Source organism: Klebsiella sp. C360 (assembly GCF_048822415.1).
GTDB lineage: Bacteria > Pseudomonadota > Gammaproteobacteria > Enterobacterales > Enterobacteriaceae > Klebsiella > Klebsiella quasipneumoniae.
This window is the reverse complement of record NZ_JBMEZZ010000003.1, coordinates 365,243-382,662: the sequence shown is the minus strand read 5'-3', so window position 1 is coordinate 382,662 and position 17,420 is coordinate 365,243. Positions and strand designations below refer to the sequence as shown.

The 17,420-nt window shown below is 59.7% G+C and carries 19 protein-coding genes; 6 read left to right on the top strand and 13 right to left on the bottom strand.

Translation table 11 applies throughout. The annotated features are described in order from the left end of the window. The first annotated feature begins 143 nt into the window (after window positions 1–143). Window positions 144–1,079: a pyrimidine-specific ribonucleoside hydrolase RihA gene (rihA, locus tag ACOI7D_RS10805; protein WP_023289884.1), complete on the top strand. Its 936-nt coding sequence runs from the start codon at window positions 144–146 to the stop codon at window positions 1,077–1,079. A gap of 62 nt (window positions 1,080–1,141) precedes the next feature. Here rihA and ACOI7D_RS10800 read toward each other — a convergent pair whose 3' ends face one another. Then, window positions 1,142–2,179 (bottom strand): NADP-dependent oxidoreductase, encoded by a 1,038-nt coding sequence (locus ACOI7D_RS10800; RefSeq protein WP_109547270.1) that lies wholly within the window; start codon window positions 2,177–2,179, stop codon window positions 1,142–1,144. Between the two features lie 65 nt (window positions 2,180–2,244). Beyond that, window positions 2,245–2,826 (bottom strand): helix-turn-helix domain-containing protein, encoded by a 582-nt coding sequence (locus ACOI7D_RS10795; protein ID WP_109547269.1) that lies wholly within the window; start codon window positions 2,824–2,826, stop codon window positions 2,245–2,247. Between the two features lie 162 nt (window positions 2,827–2,988). Between ACOI7D_RS10795 and ACOI7D_RS10790 the strand changes: the two genes are divergently transcribed. Together ACOI7D_RS10790 and ACOI7D_RS10785 are read left to right on the top strand one after the other, a co-directional pair. Further along, entirely contained in the window at window positions 2,989–3,507 is a 519-nt protein-coding gene (locus tag ACOI7D_RS10790) for a GNAT family N-acetyltransferase (RefSeq protein WP_023289887.1), read from the top strand. Next, entirely contained in the window at window positions 3,504–3,953 is a 450-nt protein-coding gene (locus ACOI7D_RS10785) for a DMT family transporter (RefSeq protein WP_023289888.1), read from the top strand. Before ACOI7D_RS10790 ends, ACOI7D_RS10785 begins: the two co-directional genes overlap by 4 nt. Before the next feature lie 8 nt (window positions 3,954–3,961). Here ACOI7D_RS10785 and ACOI7D_RS10780 read toward each other — a convergent pair whose 3' ends face one another. Further along, window positions 3,962–4,195: a YdcY family protein gene (locus tag ACOI7D_RS10780; protein WP_023289889.1), complete on the bottom strand. Its 234-nt coding sequence runs from the start codon at window positions 4,193–4,195 to the stop codon at window positions 3,962–3,964. 16 nt (window positions 4,196–4,211) lie between these two features. After that, window positions 4,212–5,810: an ABC transporter substrate-binding protein gene (locus ACOI7D_RS10775; protein WP_023289890.1), complete on the bottom strand. Its 1,599-nt coding sequence runs from the start codon at window positions 5,808–5,810 to the stop codon at window positions 4,212–4,214. A gap of 269 nt (window positions 5,811–6,079) precedes the next feature. Here ACOI7D_RS10775 and ACOI7D_RS10770 point away from each other — a divergent pair, with 269 nt between their 5' ends. Next, on the top strand, window positions 6,080–7,513 hold the full coding sequence (locus ACOI7D_RS10770) for an aldehyde dehydrogenase (RefSeq protein WP_109547268.1): 1,434 nt from the start codon (window positions 6,080–6,082) through the stop codon (window positions 7,511–7,513). Window positions 7,514–7,526: 13 nt separating this feature from the next. Here ACOI7D_RS10770 and ACOI7D_RS10765 read toward each other — a convergent pair whose 3' ends face one another. Both ACOI7D_RS10765 and ACOI7D_RS10760 read right to left on the bottom strand, forming a co-directional pair. Further along, on the bottom strand, window positions 7,527–8,276 hold the full coding sequence (locus tag ACOI7D_RS10765; protein ID WP_109547267.1) for an alpha/beta fold hydrolase: 750 nt from the start codon (window positions 8,274–8,276) through the stop codon (window positions 7,527–7,529). A gap of 88 nt (window positions 8,277–8,364) precedes the next feature. Further along, entirely contained in the window at window positions 8,365–8,538 is a 174-nt protein-coding gene (locus tag ACOI7D_RS10760; RefSeq protein ID WP_008804686.1) for a GhoT/OrtT family toxin, read from the bottom strand. A 195-nt stretch (window positions 8,539–8,733) separates the two neighbouring features. On the opposite strand from ACOI7D_RS10760, the gene yncL reads away from it, so the two are divergent. Next, complete coding sequence (gene yncL, locus ACOI7D_RS10755; protein ID WP_002906891.1) at window positions 8,734–8,826, top strand: stress response membrane protein YncL; 93 nt, start codon at window positions 8,734–8,736, stop codon at window positions 8,824–8,826. Between the two features lie 51 nt (window positions 8,827–8,877). On the opposite strand, the gene ACOI7D_RS10750 is transcribed toward yncL, so the two are convergent. Next, a complete protein-coding gene (locus ACOI7D_RS10750) occupies window positions 8,878–9,129 on the bottom strand; it encodes a hypothetical protein (protein WP_060589487.1) in 252 nt (83 codons plus the stop codon). A gap of 486 nt (window positions 9,130–9,615) precedes the next feature. Between ACOI7D_RS10750 and ACOI7D_RS10745 the strand changes: the two genes are divergently transcribed. After that, window positions 9,616–9,738 carry a small membrane protein gene (locus tag ACOI7D_RS10745; protein WP_004175940.1) on the top strand — a complete coding sequence of 41 codons (123 nt, stop codon included), beginning with the start codon at window positions 9,616–9,618 and terminating at the stop codon, window positions 9,736–9,738. Between the two features lie 341 nt (window positions 9,739–10,079). Here the strand turns inward: ACOI7D_RS10745 and patD are convergent, their stop codons facing one another. The 6 genes from patD to ACOI7D_RS10715 form a co-directional block, all read right to left on the bottom strand. Then, window positions 10,080–11,507 (bottom strand): aminobutyraldehyde dehydrogenase, encoded by a 1,428-nt coding sequence (patD, locus tag ACOI7D_RS10740; protein ID WP_109547266.1) that lies wholly within the window; start codon window positions 11,505–11,507, stop codon window positions 10,080–10,082. A 22-nt stretch (window positions 11,508–11,529) separates the two neighbouring features. Continuing rightward, window positions 11,530–12,336 carry an ABC transporter permease gene (locus tag ACOI7D_RS10735; protein ID WP_050533408.1) on the bottom strand — a complete coding sequence of 269 codons (807 nt, stop codon included), beginning with the start codon at window positions 12,334–12,336 and terminating at the stop codon, window positions 11,530–11,532. Beyond that, a complete protein-coding gene (locus tag ACOI7D_RS10730) occupies window positions 12,326–13,255 on the bottom strand; it encodes an ABC transporter permease (protein ID WP_004202776.1) in 930 nt (309 codons plus the stop codon). Before ACOI7D_RS10730 ends, ACOI7D_RS10735 begins: the two co-directional genes overlap by 11 nt. Window position 13,256: 1 nt before the next feature. Then, a complete protein-coding gene (locus ACOI7D_RS10725) occupies window positions 13,257–14,270 on the bottom strand; it encodes an ABC transporter ATP-binding protein (protein WP_004202778.1) in 1,014 nt (337 codons plus the stop codon). Between the two features lie 16 nt (window positions 14,271–14,286). Further along, window positions 14,287–15,432 (bottom strand): putative ABC transporter substrate-binding protein YdcS, encoded by a 1,146-nt coding sequence (ydcS, locus tag ACOI7D_RS10720; protein WP_050533406.1) that lies wholly within the window; start codon window positions 15,430–15,432, stop codon window positions 14,287–14,289. A 305-nt stretch (window positions 15,433–15,737) separates the two neighbouring features. Then, window positions 15,738–17,150 carry a PLP-dependent aminotransferase family protein gene (locus ACOI7D_RS10715; RefSeq protein ID WP_087824041.1) on the bottom strand — a complete coding sequence of 471 codons (1,413 nt, stop codon included), beginning with the start codon at window positions 17,148–17,150 and terminating at the stop codon, window positions 15,738–15,740. Window positions 17,151–17,420 lie beyond the last annotated feature (270 nt).

The window sequence follows — 17,420 nt, the reverse complement described above, 5'->3', positions numbered from 1 at the left end:
GCATGATGATGCAGGACCGCCGCGACTCACCGCGCGATTGCCCCTGCAACCGTGCTAGCCATCACACTATTCTGCACACTTTCTCGTCTGCCTCGCGCCTCAGCGTTAGTCTGGTCACAGAACAACGCCAACAAGGAGCTGCTATGGCACTGCCGATAATGATTGATTGCGATCCGGGACATGATGACGCGATCGCCCTGGTCCTCGCCCTCGCCTCGCCGGAGCTGGAGGTGAAAGCCGTCACCGCCTCCGCAGGCAACCAGACCCCGGAGAAGACCCTGCGCAACGTGCTGCGTATGCTGACCCTGCTGAACCGCGCGGATATTCCGGTCGCCGGCGGCGCGTGGAAGCCGTTAATGCGCGATCTGATCATTGCCGATAACGTGCACGGGGAAAGCGGACTGGATGGCCCGAACCTGCCGGAGCCGGCCTTTGCGCCGCAAAACTGCACCGCCGTCGAGCTGATGGCCAGGGTGCTGCGCGAAAGTCAGGAGCCGGTGACGCTGGTGGCCACCGGGCCGCAGACGAACGTGGCGTTGCTGCTCGCCAGCCATCCGGAGCTGCACGCGAAGATCGCCCGCATCGTGATCATGGGGGGCGCTATGGGGCTGGGCAACTGGCAGCCGGCGGCGGAGTTTAATATCTACGTCGATCCCCAGGCGGCGGAGATGGTCTTTCAGTCGGGGATCCCGGTGGTGATGGCGGGCCTGGATGTCACCCACCGGGCGCAGATCCTTCCTGCGGATATTGAGCGATTCCGCCAGATTGGCAATCCGGTATCGACCATCGTCGCCGAACTGCTCGACTTCTTTATGGCCTACCACAAGGACGAAAAGTGGGGCTTCGACGGCGCGCCGCTCCACGACCCCTGCACCATCGCCTGGCTCCTCAAGCCGGAGCTCTTTACCACTATCGAGCGCTGGGTCGGCGTGGAAACGGAAGGCAAATATACCCAGGGGATGACGGTGGTCGATTACTACCATCTGACCGGCAATCCGCCCAATACCACCCTGATGCTGGATGTGGACCGCGAAGCCTTTGTCGATCTGCTCGCCCAGCGGTTAGCCTTTTACGCCTGATATTGATGCAGCGCCTCTCTTCCCGGCCGGGAGAGAGGCGCGTTCAGGCTATACCCGGCGTATTAGTCATCCGCCGACACGCGGATCACCACCTTACCAAAGTTTTCACCTTTCAACAGGCCGATCAGCGCCTGCGGCGCCTGCTCCAGACCGTCGATCAGCTGTTCGCGATATTTAATTTTACCCTCCTGCACCCAGCGCCCCATCTGCTGCTGGAATTCCGCGATCCGATGCCCATAATCCTGGCCGATAATAAAGCCCTGCATCCGAATGCGTTTCTTGAGGATGGTCGCCATCAGCAGCGGCAGACGGTCCGGCCCGTCCGGCAGACCGGTGGCGTTATAGCCGCTCACCAGCCCGCAGACCGGAACCCGCGCCGCGGTGTTGAGCAGCGGCAGCACCGCGTCAAAAACCTTGCCGCCGACGTTTTCGTAGTAAACGTCAATGCCCTGCGGGCAGGCCTGGGCCAGCTGTTCGGCAAAGTCCGCCGCGCGATGGTCAAGGCAGACGTCAAAGCCTAAGGTGTCAACCGCATAGCGACATTTCTCCGCGCCGCCGGCGACGCCGACGGTACGGCAGCCCTTAATTTTGCCGATCTGTCCGACCGTAGCGCCCACCGGCCCGGTGGCCGCAGCGACCACCAGCGTGTCACCCGGCTTCGGCTGGCCAATGTCCAGTAATCCCATGTAGGCAGTGAAGCCCGGCATCCCCAGCACCCCCAGCGACCAGGACGGATGCTGCGGGTTGTCCCCCAGCTTCACCAGCCCGCTGCCGTCGGAAAGCTCATAATCCTGCCAGCCGCTGTAGCCCAGCACCCAGTCGCCGGGTTGAAAATCATCATGCTGCGAGGTCACGACGCGACTCACGGTCCCGCCCACCATCACCGCGCCGATGGCCACCGGCGGTGAATAGGACGGCGCGTCGCTCATCCGCCCGCGCATATAGGGATCCAGCGATAAGTAAACGGTACGCAGCAGAACCTGACCCGGCCCCGGCGTCGGCACCTCGCACTCTTCCAGGCGGAAATGCTCTGCCGTCGGTTCACCATGGGGACGGGAAGCCAGTACCCAGCGGCGATGGCGTTGCGGTTGTTCTGACATAGCAAACTCCTCTTGTTAGCAGACAGTACTGAGGCTAGCTGCTTTATGCGCAATGCGCTTTATCATTAAGAGCCGGATGGCGATTGATTAAGGCGCACCACCAGATAGACGCAGGTCTCTGCGGATTCATTGATAAAGCGGCAGTCGTTCGGTGGGCCGAGCTCCAGACAGTCCCCGGTCTGCATCTCGTGGCGGGTATTCCCTTCCAGGAGCACCAGCTCGCCCCGCTGCAGCCAGATCAGCTGGCGGGCCAGCGCATAGGACGAAGCCGGCATCGGCACATCGCTGCCGGGCGGCAGCTCGATCTGCACCAGGTCAATGGGCAGATCGCTGCGCGGCGAAACGTGGCGGCGGAGATAGTGGCTTTGCGGGTCGTGCCATACCGGCTGGCTGGCAAAACGCAGCAGCTTGCCTTCCTGCATTTCCGCCCTGGCGATCAGGGTCGACATACTGATGCCGAAGGCGCCGGAAAGGCGGCCCAGCATCGACGCCGTCGGGCTGCTTTCGCCGCGCTCGATTTTATGGATCATCGCCCGCGAGGCGCCCGCCCGTTCGGCCAGGTCGTTCAGCGACCAGCCACGGGATTCGCGCTCGATGCGGATGCGCGCGCTGATACGCTGATTGAGGTTGTCTTCTATAGTATTCATAACGTAACACTATAGTGTGCGCGCAGGCATTACACAACCGCCCGTCGAGCCGCGTAACCCCTGGCCCATCAGGAAAAAATTTGCTGAAAACGGATGACAGCGTAGCGTTCATTATTGTAATAATATCGTACTACTATAGTGTACAAAAAACTGAGGTTTGCTATGTCCATCCGCCCTGCCATTAAAGACGACTGCGCGGCGATCGCCGAGATCTATAACCACGCCGTCGTGCATACCGCCGCTATCTGGAATGACAAAACCGTGGATACCGACAACCGCATCGCATGGTTTGAAGCCCGCCAGCTGGCAGGCTTTCCGGTGCTGGTGAGTGAGGAAAACGGCGTCATCACCGGTTATTCCTCCTTTGGCGACTGGCGCGCGTTTGACGGCTTTCGCCACACCGTGGAGCATTCGGTGTACGTTCACCCCGAGCACCAGGGGAAAGGCCTGGGCCGCAAACTTCTGGTCGCCTTGATCGCCGAAGCGCGTCGGCTGAATAAACATGTGATGGTCGCCGGGATCGAGTCGCAGAACCACGCCTCGCTGCACCTGCATGAAACGCTGGGCTTTATCACCACCGGGCAGATGCCGCAGGTGGGAACCAAATTTGGTCGCTGGCTGGATCTGACCTTTATGCAGCTGCAGCTTGATGCGCGCCAGGACCCGGACGGCCAGGCATGAATGGGTCGCTTACCCTCGCCTTTCTGGTGGCCGCCGGCGTAGGCCTGGTGGTGCAGAACACCCTGATGGTGCGCATCACCCAGTCGGTGTCGACGATCCTCATCGCCATGCTGCTCAATTCGCTGGTAGGTATTGTTATTTTCGTGACCTTGTTGCTGCTGCGCCAGGGCGTCGCCGGCTTTCATGAGCTGGCCCTGAACGTGAAGTGGTGGACGCTGATCCCCGGCATGCTGGGATCCTTTTTCGTCTTCGCCAGCATCAGCGGCTATCAGACCGTGGGCGCAGCCACCACCATCGCGGTACTGGTGGCCAGCCAGCTGGTCGGCGGGTTGATCATGGATTTAATTCGCGCCCACGGCGTACCGCTGCGGGCGCTGATCGGGCCATTATGCGGCGCGGTGATGCTGGTGGTGGGCGCCTGGCTGGTGGCCAGACGCCAGTTCTGAGCGACTGTTCAGAGGATAGCGCCGCCTTTGGTCAACTGCTCGCGGCGCGCGTCCTGCTCTTCCTGATGCTGTCGCCCATGGTGAGCGATGGCGGTGCGCAGGCGCTGCTGCTGAGTATAGCGTTCCTCACGACTGAGCTGCGCGTCATCGCTCAGGGCGATCAGCAGCTCATTCATATGCGCGATAACGCCCTCGGCAAGGATGTCATCGACTTTAACGATGACCTCATCCAGATGTGCCATTCTGTTCTCCTTTCACTTAATTCAGCTTCGCTTTGGAAAAATCGCTCCCCATCATGCTCACAGTGTAGCCGCTGACGTTGCTGCGGGTGGCATAGAAGGTCTTGCCGGTCGCCAGGGTGATCCACGGCGCCTGCTGGTAAAAGATCTCTTGCGCCTGTTCGTAGAGTTTGGCGCGCGCCTGCGGATCGCTCACCAGCAGAGCTTTCTTCACCAGCGCGTCATACGACTTATCGCACCAGCGGGCGGCATTAGAGCCGGTCTGGATATTATCACAGCTGAGCAGCGTGCCGGCAAAGTTGTCCGGGTCGCCATTGTCTGACATCCAGCCGTACAGCGCGCTGTCGTGTTCGCCTTTACGCATGCCGGCCAGGTATTCGCCCCACTCATAGCTGACGATCTTCGCTTTCACCCCGACTTTCGCCCAGTCGTTTTGGATCATTTCAGCAATGCGTTTTGAGTTCGGGTTGTAGGGCCGCTGAACCGGCATCGACCACAGGGTCACTTCCGCCCCTTGCTCCAGACCCGCCTGTTTGAGCAGCGCCTTCGCTTTCTGCGGATCGTAGTCGTAGTCCGGGAGGTCTTTTTTATACCCGAGCATGGTGGACGGGATCGGCGACTTCGCCACCGTACCGGAATCGAGGAACACCGCCCTGACGATGGCCTGTTTGTCGGTGGCGTAGTTTAACGCCTGGCGCACCAGCACATTATCAAACGGTTTTTTCTCGGTGTTGAATGCCAGATAGCCGACGTTCAGCGCCTCGACGGCGTGCAGCGTCAGATCGTTATTGCCCTTGATCACCGGGAACTGTACCGGCGAAGGCGCCGGAATAATCTGGCACTCGTTAGTCTGCAGTTTAGCCAGTCGGGTCTCGACGTTCGGCGTGATGGAGAAGATCAGGTGCTTCGTCGGCACCTCGCCTTCCCAGTAGTGGGGATTGGCGATATAGCGGATTTGCGAATCCACTTTATACTGCTGCAGAGCATAGGGTCCGGTGCCGACAGGCCAGTTATCGACGTTTTCTGGCGTTCCTTTCTTCAGCATCGCCTCGCCATATTCCGCCGACAGAATAGAGGCGAAGTCCATTCCCCAGTCGGCAAGAAACGCCGCGTTCGGCTGATTGAGCACAAACTGGACGTGATAGTCATCGACCTTTTTCACCGACTTAATCAGCTTATCGAGGCCCACGTCGTGGAAGTACTCATAGTTCCCCTGCGACACCTTGTGATAAGGATGCTGAGGATCCATCTGGCGCAGTACCGAAAACAGGACGTCGTCGGCGTTAAAATCGCGGGTCGGTTTGAAGAATTTATTGCTGTTGAACTTCACTCCCTGACGCAGCGTGAAGGTCCAGGTTTTGCCATCTTCAGAGACGTGCCACTCGGTGGCCAGCGACGGGATCGGCGTGTTCTTCACCGGGTCAAAGGTGACCAGGCGGTTATACAGCACCTGCGAGCTGGCGACGAACGACGGGCCGGAGCTGGCGATCTGCGGGTTGAAGGACTCCGGGGAGGCCTCTGAGCAATAGACCAGCGTGTCATTGCCCGCGGCCCATGCGGCGCTGGCCGGCAGCAGCGCGCTCAGCAGCAGCGCCAGCGTGGTTTTCCCTGTAGACATGGTTATAAGTCCTGATTATTGATTATAAGAACCGTAATAACAGCACAGCCCCTGGCCCCCGGCAAATAATCAATGGCTATCACCTTATGCCAATCGCGCTGAATTTGCTGGTTTAAACGGCGTCGCGCTGCTTTTTGCGCCAGGTACGGTTGGGATGTTGTGAGCTACGCACAATTCCGGCAAAAAAATGTGCGATAACCGCCCCGCTCACGCTCGCCGCCAGCCGCGACCGGTACACTGGAGGAACCGCAGAATAAGAGGTTACCTCCATGACAATCACCTGCAATCTGTACATTGCCGGCCAGTGGCACGATGCCGAAGACCGTCGGACCTTTACCCGGCGCCACCCTGCCCACGACGACATCGCCTCGGTTGCCGCTGCCGCCAGCCTCGCCGACGGTAAACGCTGCGTCGAGGCCGCGGCCAGCGCCTTCCCGCAGTGGCGCGATACATCCCCGGCGGAACGGCGACGCTTACTGCTCGACGCGGCGGAACATATGCTGCTGCGGGAAGCTAAATTTATCGCCGCCATGGCGGCGGAGACCGGCGCCACCGCCCACTGGGCGGGATTTAACGTCCATCTGGCGGCCGATATCCTGCGCGAAGCAGCGGCGCTGACCACCCAGATCGAAGGGCAGATCATTCCATCCAACGTGCCGGGCAATCTGGCGATGGGGGTCCGCCAGGGTGCCGGCGTGGTGCTGGGCATGGCGCCGTGGAACGCGCCGCTGATCCTTGCCACCCGGGCGCTGGCGACGCCGCTGGCCTGCGGCAACACGGTGATCCTCAAGGGCGCTGAGCTCTCCCCGGCTACACAAGGATTGATTATCGACGCCCTCGACGCGGCGGGCTTCCCGCCGGGCGTGGTGAACTATCTCACCTGCGCGCCTCAAGACGCACCGGCGCTGGTGGAGTCGCTGATCGCCCATCCGGCGGTGCGGCGCGTTAACTTTACCGGCTCCACGCCGGTGGGGCGGATTATCGCCCGCACCTGCGGGCAGTATCTGAAACCGGCGGTGCTGGAGCTCGGTGGCAAAGCGCCGCTGCTGGTCCTCGACGATGCCGACATTGAGCAGGCGGCGGCGGGCGCCATTTTTGGCGCCTTCGCCAACGCCGGACAGATCTGCATGTCCACCGAGCGCATTATTGTCGACAACGCCGTGGCGGAGCGCTTTATCCCTCTGCTGACCAGGCGCGCCGCTTCTCTCCCCGCCAGCCTGACCGGCCCGGTGGTCGACATGAACACCGTCACCCGCTGCAACGCGTTAATCGACGATGCCTTAGCCAAAGGCGCCCGCCTGCTGACCGGCGGCAAAGCCAGCGATACCCACATGGCGCCTACCTTGCTGGACGGCGTCACCCGCGAGATGCGGCTGTGGAAGGAAGAGTCCTTCGGCCCGGTAAAAGCGATTATTCGCGTTAATAACGACGAAGAGGCGCTGGCGGTAGCCAACGACAGCGACTATGGCCTTTCCGCTGCGGTCTACAGCCGCGACAGCGCCAGAGCGTGGAACCTGGCGCAACGTCTGCAAACCGGCATTTGCCATATCAATGGCCCAACCGTTCATGATGAAGCGCAAATGCCGTTTGGCGGCTGCAAAGCCTCCGGCTATGGCCGGTTCGGCGGCCGGGCCGGGATTGCGGAATTTACCGAACTGCGCTGGATAACGCTCCAGACCCAGCCTCGCGAACTGCCATTCTGACGCCGTCCCCCCCTTAGCCGTGGCTGGCGATAAGCTGCGCCAGCCCTTCCGGGTTTTCCCACGCCATCGAGTGCCCCGCGTGGGGCACAATCCCGACCGGGATCCCTTGCGCCTCTACCTGTTCGATATCCGCATAAGGGAGCGACTGCTCGCCGACGATCAGCATCTTCTGACAGCGCAGCTGGCAGAGCTGAGTAAACCAGGGGGTGTCGCTGCCGTGTATCAGGCTGCTGGCGGCTCGCCAGACGGCCCAGGGGGCGCTGTTTTGCAAACAGCCGGCCCACGGCGAGCGCTCTTCCGCCAGCATCCTGGCGTAACCTTCGGCGATAAAGGCCGCCTCTGACTGCGCCGCTATGCGCCGGCTGTACTCGCCGCCTCCGGCGACCAGGTTGGGTTCAGAAACCAGCAGCGTGGTCACCCGCTCCGCCAGCAACCCTGCCGCTTCGATGGCGATGCTTCCCCCCATGCTATGCCCGTACAGCGCGAAGCGCTGCAGGCGCAGGTGGTCGAGGACTTGCTCCACCGCTTGTGCCTGGCTATGTATGTTGTAACTAAAGTCGTGCGGTTTATCGCTGTAGCCGAAGCCCGGTAGATCGATAAGTATTTTGCGCCGCCCGTTGAGCGCGGGGGCGCTGGCGACGCGGGGGTAGTCGTAAGATGACGCGCAGCCGAGGCCGTGGATAAACACCAGCGGAAGCCCCTCTCCCGGAAGATCGAGCCAGCGCAATGTGGCGCCTGCGACGGACGAAAAGAAACCGTTCACCTGTTTGCCTCCATGATAAGGTTACTGTGTTTTTATACAGTAACCTTATCCTTGCCGCCACCCTTTTCTGTCGTCCGCCGCCGGAGCGTTAAAACAGCGAGACGAGGAGCGCCATCGGGAAGCTGAACGGCCAGGTGGCGCCGATCAACAGGGCCGCCAGCAGGCGGATCACCCGGCTCTCTTTGGTTAAAAACCAGCTAATTACGGCGCAGATCACGCCCATAATGGCGTAAAACACCAACATTTTTTGATATAACGTCATTCTTCGTTTTCCTTCCCTGAGGAGCGTTCCATGGTGGGATAATTATCTGCCATGACGTCGTGATTCAGAGATACCTGTATAACAAATTCAGAATTGGGCTGAATATTCAGAACAAAGCCCGATTCGTCTTAATCCGATAGCGCAACCGCGCCCGCCGTACTATACCTTTAGGGACTTACTCATTAAGGTGGCGTTATGGATGTCTCCAGCAAGACCGTCGTTATGATTAATGTCTGCGCCGCGTTCGCGCTTATCAGCCTGCTGTCGGTGAGATTTGGCTGGTTTTAATCATTTTACTCAGCAACGAAACCTAAAAAAGCAGCCCTCTGGGCTGCTTTTTTACGTGCGGAGGCTCGCGCCTATATTAGGGTCATAAACAATACGGGCTGAGTGGCCTGCGAAAATAACCTTGTTTAGCTCAGGGTTATAATGAGGCAAAACATTCACTTTCTCACTATCCCATTCGGCGGCGGCGCAAACGGCCTGCCCCACTCCCGCGCTCTCACAGCCCTGAATACGTTTTGCTGGCGCGTTACCATAGCTCAGCGCCACGGTGCCGACAGCCAGCAGAATAAAAGCAAAAATTTTCACAGCGACATCAACGTTAAAACCGAATATGCGTGAAATGATCGCATGAGCGGCGGCGGAAAGTCAAACCCGGAAGCGTGCGCCACCGCGCTGGCGCGTATGGCGGATTGACGCGCCGGTTATTAAATATTGCGAATAAATATTACCCGTTAACCGTAAATATAAAAGCCTTATTATCGTCGTGAAATAGTTTCTGTTCAGCGCAATCTGATTCGTCTGATAAAGATAATATTTCGCCAATCGCAAACCAAAAGATTATCGCGCGTTGGCCGAAAATGCGATATACCGCGCAGGCGCTGGATCTTAATAAGATAAAAGGCGGCTACAAGCCGTTGTAACTTAACCTTTTCATGTCAGGCCTCGCTGGCGAGGGCCCCCAATAGCGCTAAATGACAACAAATATCATTTGCCTTCTCTTCAGAGAATACTTACATTCATAACTATTGGTAATGTTTTTAGCGCTGTGCGCTTTTATATTTCGAGGTGGATATGTCCGGAATCATCACCCTGGTCATCGCGCTGATCCTGCTGGTCGCGGCGGTGTATAATCTTATTTCCTATATACGGGACCGTCGCAGCGCCAGCTTGCCGAGCAAAAAAACCAAGCGCTGAACACGGTTAACGCGATTTCCTTCCTGCGCCAGCATCGCTGGCATACTGCTCTTCCTGGCTTAGTGCGGACATAAAAAAAGCCCCTGCCATCAGGCAGGGGCCGGTATTGGGTCGCAAACCGCGACGTTGCCGCCTCACCCGCCGGGCGCGACGCGCCCAGGGTGACTGGCGAACCCCATCCGGCGCTTATCTCCGGCACTCACGATGGCTTAGCTCTTGAAGGGGTATCAGAATAATCTCACATTCCCCGCCGCGAGTTTTAACCATTTTTGCCATCGTGACTATTAGCGAACTAACACACCCATTGCGTAATCATTCGTTGCCGCTTATGGGTCCATCCGTTAGCCATGTTTAACCATCACATGGCGGACCACGGTGTAATCCTCAAGGCCGTACATCGACATGTCTTTCCCATAGCCCGACAGCTTCTGGCCGCCATGCGGCATTTCACTCACCAGCATAAAGTGGGTATTGACCCAGGTGCAGCCGTACTGCAGCCTGGCGCTGAGCAGGTGGGCGCGGCCAACATCTTTCGTCCACACCGAAGAGGCCAGACCATACTGGGAGTCATTTGCCCAGCTCAGGACCTGCGCTTCATCGCTGAAAGGCGTCACGCTGACCACCGGGCCAAACACTTCGCGCTGCACGATGGCGTCTTCCTGCCGGGCACCGGCGAGCAGCGTCGGCTGGAAATAATAGCCCGCGCCGTCCGCCCGATTGCCGCCGGTCACCACTTTAATATGCGGTAGCGCCTTGGCGGCTTCCACCGCGGCGCTAACGCGCTCAAGATGGGCCAGCGAGCTCAGCGGTCCCAGCTCGGTGGCGGCATCCTCCGGCGCCCCCATTTTCAGGCTGGCCACCGCCGCCCCGAGCTTCTCCACCAGCTGCTCATAAATACCCTGTTGGGCGTAGATCCGGCAGGCGGCCGTACAGTCCTGGCCGGCGTTGTAAAACCCGAAGGTCCGAACGCCATCCACCACCGCATCGATATCCGCGTCGTCAAAGACGATGACCGGCGCCTTACCGCCCAGCTCCATATGGGTACGTTTAATCGACGAGGCGGTATGGCCGATGATATGCGCGCCGGTGGCAATCGACCCGGTCAGGGAAACCATTCGCACCTTCGCGTGGGCGGTCAGCGGATCGCCCACCGTTTTGCCGCGGCCGAACAGTACGTTGACCACCCCTTCCGGGAAAATATCTTTTGCCAGCTCTGCCAGCTTCAGCGCCGTCAGCGGGGTGATCTCGGAGGGTTTTATCACCACGCAGTTGCCGGCCGCCAGCGCCGGGCCCAGCTTCCAGGCCGCCATCATCAGGGGATAGTTCCACGGCGCGATGGAGGCCACCACGCCCACAGGGTCGCGACGGATCATCGAGGTATGCCCTTCCAGATACTCTCCGGCCGCCATTCCCGGCAGGCAGCGGGCGGCGCCGGCGAAGAAGCGGAAAACGTCCGCAATGGCCGGCATCTCATCGTTAAGCACGCAGTGCAGCGGCTTGCCGCAGTTCAGCGACTCCAGCTGCGCCAGGGTCTCCGCCTGCGCCGCGATGGCATCCGCCAGCTTCAGCAGACATTCCGCGCGCGTTTTCGGCGTCGTCTGGCTCCAGGCGTCGAACGCCCGATCCGCCGCCTCAACGGCGGCATCCACCTGGGCCGCTGTCGCTTCGGCAATCTCCAGGATCACATCGCCGGTCGCAGGGTTGTATACCGGCACCTTCTCGCCTTCACCTGCCACTAACTTACCGTTTATCAAGAGGTTGTGTTGCATAGCATTATCCTGTTTCATGGTTTTATTTCCCGTTTCCGGCGACGTTATCGCCGTCGCGGGTGAGCCACCAGGCCCCTAAGATTGGTATCGTTGTTACCAGCATCACCAACAGCGCGACAACGTTGGTAACGGGCACATCTCGCGGCCGCCCCAGCTGATTCAGTAACCACAGCGGCAAAGTTCGCTCATGCCCCGCGGTAAAAGTCGTGACGATGATTTCATCAAATGACAGGGCGAATGCCAGCATCCCGCCCGCCAGCAGCGCCGATCCCAGATTGGGCAGCACCACGTAGCGAAAGGTCTGCCAGCCGGTCGCCCCCAAATCCATCGAGGCCTCCACCAGGCTCCAGGAGGTCCGGCGGAAGCGGGCGATGACGTTGTTAAACACCACCACCACGCAGAAGGTCGCGTGCCCCACCACGATGGTCAGCAGACCAGGCTCAAGGCCGACCGCTTTAAAGGCGGTCAGGAGCGCCAGGCCGGTAATAATCCCCGGCAGGGCGATGGGCAGCAGCAGCAGTAGCGACACCGCGTTCTTACCAAAAAAGGTGCTCCGCCACAGGGCTCCTGCAGCAAGCGTGCCAAGCACTAAGGCGATGGCCGTCGACAGGGCGGCAATTTTAAGTGACAACGTCACTGCCTCCAGAATATCGCTGCGCCTTGCCGCCTCGCTGAACCAGCGCAGCGTCAGCCCCTGCGGCGGAAAACTGAAGGCGGCATCTTCCGTATTAAAAGCATAGATGGCGATGATCAGCAGCGGAAAGTGGAGAAAGACCACCCCGCCCCATGTCGCCAGTTTCAGATACCAGGGTGCGCGTTCAGAGTGCATCGAAGGCTCCCAGACGTTTCACAAACGCCAGATAAAGGGCAATCAGCACGATCGGCACGAGGGTAAACGCCGCCGCCATCGGCATATTGCCGATCGCCCCCTGCTGCGAGTAAACCATATTGCCGATAAAGTACCCCGGCGGGCCGACCAGCTGCGGCACGATAAAATCGCCCAGCGTCAGCGAAAAGGTGAAGATAGACCCGGCGGCAATCCCGGGAATAGCCAGCGGCAGGACCACGTAGCGGAAGGTCTGCCGCGGGGCGGCGCCAAGATCGGCCGAGGCCTGCAGCAAAGAGCCCGGGATACGCTCCAGCGCCGCCTGCACCGGCAGGATCATAAAAGGCAGCCAGATGTAGACGAAGACCAGGAAGCGTCCGAGTCCGGAGGTGGATAAGGTGTTGCCGCCCACAGCCGGGACGGTCAGCAGAGCGTTCAGCGCCCCTTCCAGCCCGAGATGGCCGAGAAACCACTGCGCCACGCCATCTTTGGCTAAGAGCAGCACCCACGCGTAGGCTTTGACGATATAGCTGGCCCACATCGGCAACATGACCGCGATATAAAAGAAGGCCTTCATTTTGCCGCTGGTGTAGCGCGCCATATACCAGGCCATCGGCAGCGCCAGCAGGGCACTGGCCAGCGTCACGCACAGCGCCATGACCAGGGTGCGAACGATAATGTCGTAGTTGGCAGGGTTGAACAGCGCCTGCAGATTGGCCAGCGTGAAGTCGCTGGTCACCGACATGGTGAAGTCGTCAAAAGTATAGATACTCTGCCACAGCAGGGTCAGCAGCGATCCCAGATAGACGATGCCAAACCACATCAACGGCCCAAGCAGCAGCAAAAACAGGCCCAGCGCCGGCCGGCGCCAGAAGATCCCCGATACGCGTCCGGCCTGAGCAGGAACAATCGCCATGGTCATCTCAGCCTCCGCTTTCCAGCGGGGTCATCGCCGCGCGCGACCATGACGCCTGCACCGTTTGCCCGGTTCGCGGAACGCTCGCCGCCGCCGCGCCGTCGATATTGGCCTGGCTGACCAGCAGCTTGTCGCCATCCGCCAGCCGGAGCTCGATCCGCGTTGCCGCCCCCTGATACTGTACCGCCTGCACCACACCCTGCACCTGCACTTCGCCGCCGCCCTGCAGGCGAACATGTTCCGGGCGCAGCGACCAGCAGCCCGCCAGGCCGCATAGCCGCCGGGCCGCCTCGGCCTCAAAAACGTTGGCGGTGCCGACAAAACCGGCGACAAAGGCGGTCTTCGGATGCAGATAAAGATCCTGCGGGGCATCCACCTGCTCAATGCGCCCGTTGTTAAACACCGCCACGCGATCGGACATCGACAGCGCTTCGCTCTGGTCGTGGGTGACGAAGATGAAGGTGATCCCCAGCGACTGCTGCAGCTTTTTCAGCTCCACCTGCATCTGCTCGCGCAGCTTTAAATCCAGGGCGCCCAGCGGCTCGTCGAGCAGCAGCACCCGCGGCTGGTTCACCAGCGCCCGGGCGATGGCGACCCGCTGCCGCTGACCGCCTGAGAGCTGGGAGGGCTTGCGATGGTGCGCAAAACCGAGGGCCACCTTCTCCAGCGCCTCCTGGGCGCGGGCATGGCGCGCTTTCTTCGCCACGCCTTTGACCATCAGGCCGTAAGCGACATTGTCGAGGATCGACATATGGGGAAACAGCGCATAGTCCTGGAACACGGTATTGACGTCCCGCTGCCAGGGCGGCAGCTCGCTGGCCGGCTGACCGAAGATCCGGATGGTGCCGCCGGAGAGCTGCTCAAAACCGGCAATCAGCCGCAGGCAGGTAGTTTTCCCCGAGCCCGAAGGTCCCAGCATGGAGAAAAACTCGCCGTCGCGGATACCAATGCTGACCCCGTCCACCGCCCGCACATCGCCATACAGGCGCGATACATTCTGAAACTCGACCGCGTACGTCATTGTTTGCCTCCGATCCTTAGCGGCCGCCCATTATCGCAATGTAGTCCTGCGTCCAGCGGCTGTAGGGAACGTATTTCCCCCCCTCGGCAACCGGCGTTTTCCAGAAGTGGATGCGGGCAAACTGGTCATAGCCGTTGGTCTCACAGCCCTTCTCTCCGAGCAGCGCGCTGGCTTTACAGCCCTCAGGCACCACCGGCAGCGAGCCGAACCAGGCCGCTACATCGCCCTGCACCTTCGGCGTGAGCGACCAGTTCATCCATTTATAAGCGCAGACCGGGTGCTTCGCCTCGCTGTGCAGCATGGTGGTATCCGCCCAGCCGGTCACCCCCTCCTTCGGAAATACGGTAGCGACAGGCTGGCCTTCCGCCTTCAGGCCGTTGGCCTGATAGGGCCACGAGCTGGAGGCGGCCACCCCTTCGTTTTTGAAGTCGTTCATCTGCACGGTGGCGTCATGCCAGTAGCGGTGGATCAGCGGTTGCTGGTCACGCAGCATCTTCAGCACCGCGTTGTACTGGGTTTCGGTCAGTTGATAGGGATCTTCGATCCCCAGCTGCGGTTGGGTGGCTTTGACAAACAGCGCAGCGTCGGCGATATAGATCGGGCCATCATAGGCCTGCACCCGCCCCTGATTGGTTTTGCCATCCGGAAGATCCTGCTTCACGAAGACCACGCTCCAGCTGTCCGGCGGCGTCGGGAATACGCGGGTGTTGTACATCAGCAGATTCGGTCCCCACTGATACGGCGTGCCGTAAACTTTGCCCCCGACGTTAAACCATGCCCCTTGCGCAATGCGCGGGTCGAGAGTGTGCCACCCGGCAATCAGCGCTGTGTTAATCGGTTGAACGCGTTTGCCCATGATCAGACGCAGCGAAGCATCGCCCGAGGCAGTCACCAGATCGTAGCCGCCCTTGGCCATCAGGCTAACCATTTCGTCAGAGGTGGCGGCAGTTTTCACATTAACCTGACAGCCGGTCTCCTTTTCAAACTGGCTGACCCAGTCGTACTGCTTGTCGGTCTGACCGCGTTCGATATACCCCGGCCAGGCAATAATATCCAGCCGCCCTTCCGGTTTATCCAGCGAGGTGAGTGGCTCAGCCGCCTGGACGGTCAGGCAGGCCATCCCCAGCACATAAAGGCTGCAACGGGCCAATTTTTTGCTCATCAGGTGTTACTCCTGTCACAAGGGAATTAGCGGCAGCCGTGCCGTAAAAATATCTCCTGAAATAAGGGTAGTCAGCGGATTAACGCCCTCGGGGGAATTTATTCAGGTTGTGACCCGGGACGCATTACGCAAAAATCGCCAACACAAGACTGACTTTATGGATTATAGACAACGAGTTAGAGAAAAAGGAGGGGTATGCGTATTTCCTATGGTGAGCGCCGGTAAAATAATGACCGGCCTCGATAAAAATCCATCTTCGTTTATTTTTAGCGATTGTTTATCGCGGCGAAAAATAGCCAAAGCGATCAGGAAAGCTGCTCACGAATTAGCTCGCCCAGGCGCTTCACCCCCTGCTCTTCGCGTTCTCCCCAGCCCCAGGCGGTATTAAAGCGGAAAAACGAGGTCCAGCTGGCGGTGGTGGAGAACATTTTTCCCGGGGCGATGCTGATGTGCGACGCCAGCGCCCTGGCGCTCAGCACGCTGGCGTCGGCCCCTTCCGGTAGTTCGATCCACAGAAAATAGCCGCTGTCGCTGTGATGGATAGTGACCTCCGGCGGCAGATGGCGCAGCAGCGCCTGCCAGGCCTGCTGTTTACGTTCCGCCAGCTGGCGACGGAGACGGCGCAGATGGGCGTCATAGCGTTTGGTCGACAGGTAATCCACCAGGGCTAACTGCATCGGCGAGCTGGTGGAGAGCGTACTCATCAGCTGCAGCTGCTGGATCCGCCGCGCCTGTTTCCCGGCCGCCACCCAGCCGATGCGAAAGCCGGGCACCAGACATTTTGAAAACGAACTGCAGTGCAGCGTCATATCCTGTTGATCCCAGAACTTCGCCGGCAACGGCTTCTCGCGGCCAAAGTAGAGCTCGCTGTAAACATCATCTTCAATCAGCATCACGTCATAGCGCGCCAGCAGCGCCACCAGCGCTGCTTTTTTTTCGGCGCTGAGGGTGAAGCCGAGCGGGTTCTGGCCGTTGGTCATCAGCCAGCAGGCCTTGACCGGATAGTTTTGCAGGGCCGCCTCCAGCGCCGTCAGGTCAATGCCCTCTTTGACGTCGGTGGCCACCGACAGCGCCTTCAGACGCAGCCTCTCCAGCGCCTGCAGGGCTCCGTAGAAACAGGGATTCTCCACTACCACCCAGTCACCGGGCTCGGTCACCGCCTGCAGGCTGAGGTTTAGCGCCTCCAGCGCTCCGGCGGTAATGACGATCTCGTCGGGCGAGACGTTCATCCCCTGCAGGGCATAGCGCCGGGCAATGGCGTGCCGTAGCTCCGCGTTGCCCGGCGGCAGGTTCTCAATCACGCTCATGGCGGTGGCGGTTTTACTCACCTGCGCCAGCGAGCGGTTAAGCTGCTGGAGTGGGAAGAGACGCGGGTCCGGGAAGGCCGAGGCAAAGGGCAGCATTGACGCCTGGCGGCTGGCCTGGAGCACCTCAAAGATGTAAGTATTGATATCGACCGCTTCATCGCGGGTCACCTGAGCAGGCGGCGCCGGCTGACGAAGCTTCACCGGCTGCGGAGCGACGTAATATCCCGACTGCGGTCGGGCGACGATGCGCCCCTGGCTTTCCAGTAGCTGATAGGCATGGCTGACGGTCATAAAGCTCATGCCGCTGCTGACCACCTGCTCGCGCAGCGAGGGGAGCCGATCGCCCGGCAACCAGACGCCAAGCGCGATCTGGTCGGTCAGCTGCTGCGCCAGCTGTTGATACTTTTTCATTGTCACCCTTTCCTTGCTGCAACCTCCCTTTATCATATATCAGTTGTTATAAATTAACACTTTTAAGTAACTGTTATGTAAAACAGCGCAACCCGGTCACACAGAACGCCCGCAGGAAAGGTTCACGAGAAAATTGTCCAAAAAAACGATATGATGCATAACCAAAAAATGAACATGATACCGATGGTAATACATAAGCTATGTAATCCTTTTTCTGACATGACCATTCCCTTTTATTGATATCCTGAGAATAAAATACAAAGCACGGCT

Excerpts from the sequence above, each read along its gene's own strand:
- rihA (WP_023289884.1), top strand. The coding sequence starts at position 144 with ATGGCACTGCCGATAATGATTGATTGCGATCCGGGACATGATGACGCG.
- ACOI7D_RS10800 (WP_109547270.1), bottom strand. The coding sequence starts at position 2,179 with ATGTCAGAACAACCGCAACGCCATCGCCGCTGGGTACTGGCTTCCCGT.
- ACOI7D_RS10795 (WP_109547269.1), bottom strand. The coding sequence starts at position 2,826 with ATGAATACTATAGAAGACAACCTCAATCAGCGTATCAGCGCGCGCATC.
- ACOI7D_RS10790 (WP_023289887.1), top strand. The coding sequence starts at position 2,989 with ATGTCCATCCGCCCTGCCATTAAAGACGACTGCGCGGCGATCGCCGAG.
- ACOI7D_RS10785 (WP_023289888.1), top strand. The coding sequence starts at position 3,504 with ATGAATGGGTCGCTTACCCTCGCCTTTCTGGTGGCCGCCGGCGTAGGC.
- ACOI7D_RS10780 (WP_023289889.1), bottom strand. The coding sequence starts at position 4,195 with ATGGCACATCTGGATGAGGTCATCGTTAAAGTCGATGACATCCTTGCC.
- ACOI7D_RS10775 (WP_023289890.1), bottom strand. The coding sequence starts at position 5,810 with ATGTCTACAGGGAAAACCACGCTGGCGCTGCTGCTGAGCGCGCTGCTG.
- ACOI7D_RS10770 (WP_109547268.1), top strand. The coding sequence starts at position 6,080 with ATGACAATCACCTGCAATCTGTACATTGCCGGCCAGTGGCACGATGCC.
- ACOI7D_RS10760 (WP_008804686.1), bottom strand. The coding sequence starts at position 8,538 with ATGACGTTATATCAAAAAATGTTGGTGTTTTACGCCATTATGGGCGTG.
- yncL (WP_002906891.1), top strand. The coding sequence starts at position 8,734 with ATGGATGTCTCCAGCAAGACCGTCGTTATGATTAATGTCTGCGCCGCG.
- ACOI7D_RS10745 (WP_004175940.1), top strand. The coding sequence starts at position 9,616 with ATGTCCGGAATCATCACCCTGGTCATCGCGCTGATCCTGCTGGTCGCG.
- patD (WP_109547266.1), bottom strand. The coding sequence starts at position 11,507 with ATGCAACACAACCTCTTGATAAACGGTAAGTTAGTGGCAGGTGAAGGC.
- ACOI7D_RS10735 (WP_050533408.1), bottom strand. The coding sequence starts at position 12,336 with ATGCACTCTGAACGCGCACCCTGGTATCTGAAACTGGCGACATGGGGC.
- ACOI7D_RS10730 (WP_004202776.1), bottom strand. The coding sequence starts at position 13,255 with ATGACCATGGCGATTGTTCCTGCTCAGGCCGGACGCGTATCGGGGATC.
- ACOI7D_RS10725 (WP_004202778.1), bottom strand. The coding sequence starts at position 14,270 with ATGACGTACGCGGTCGAGTTTCAGAATGTATCGCGCCTGTATGGCGAT.
- ydcS (WP_050533406.1), bottom strand. The coding sequence starts at position 15,432 with ATGAGCAAAAAATTGGCCCGTTGCAGCCTTTATGTGCTGGGGATGGCC.
- ACOI7D_RS10715 (WP_087824041.1), bottom strand. The coding sequence starts at position 17,150 with ATGAAAAAGTATCAACAGCTGGCGCAGCAGCTGACCGACCAGATCGCG.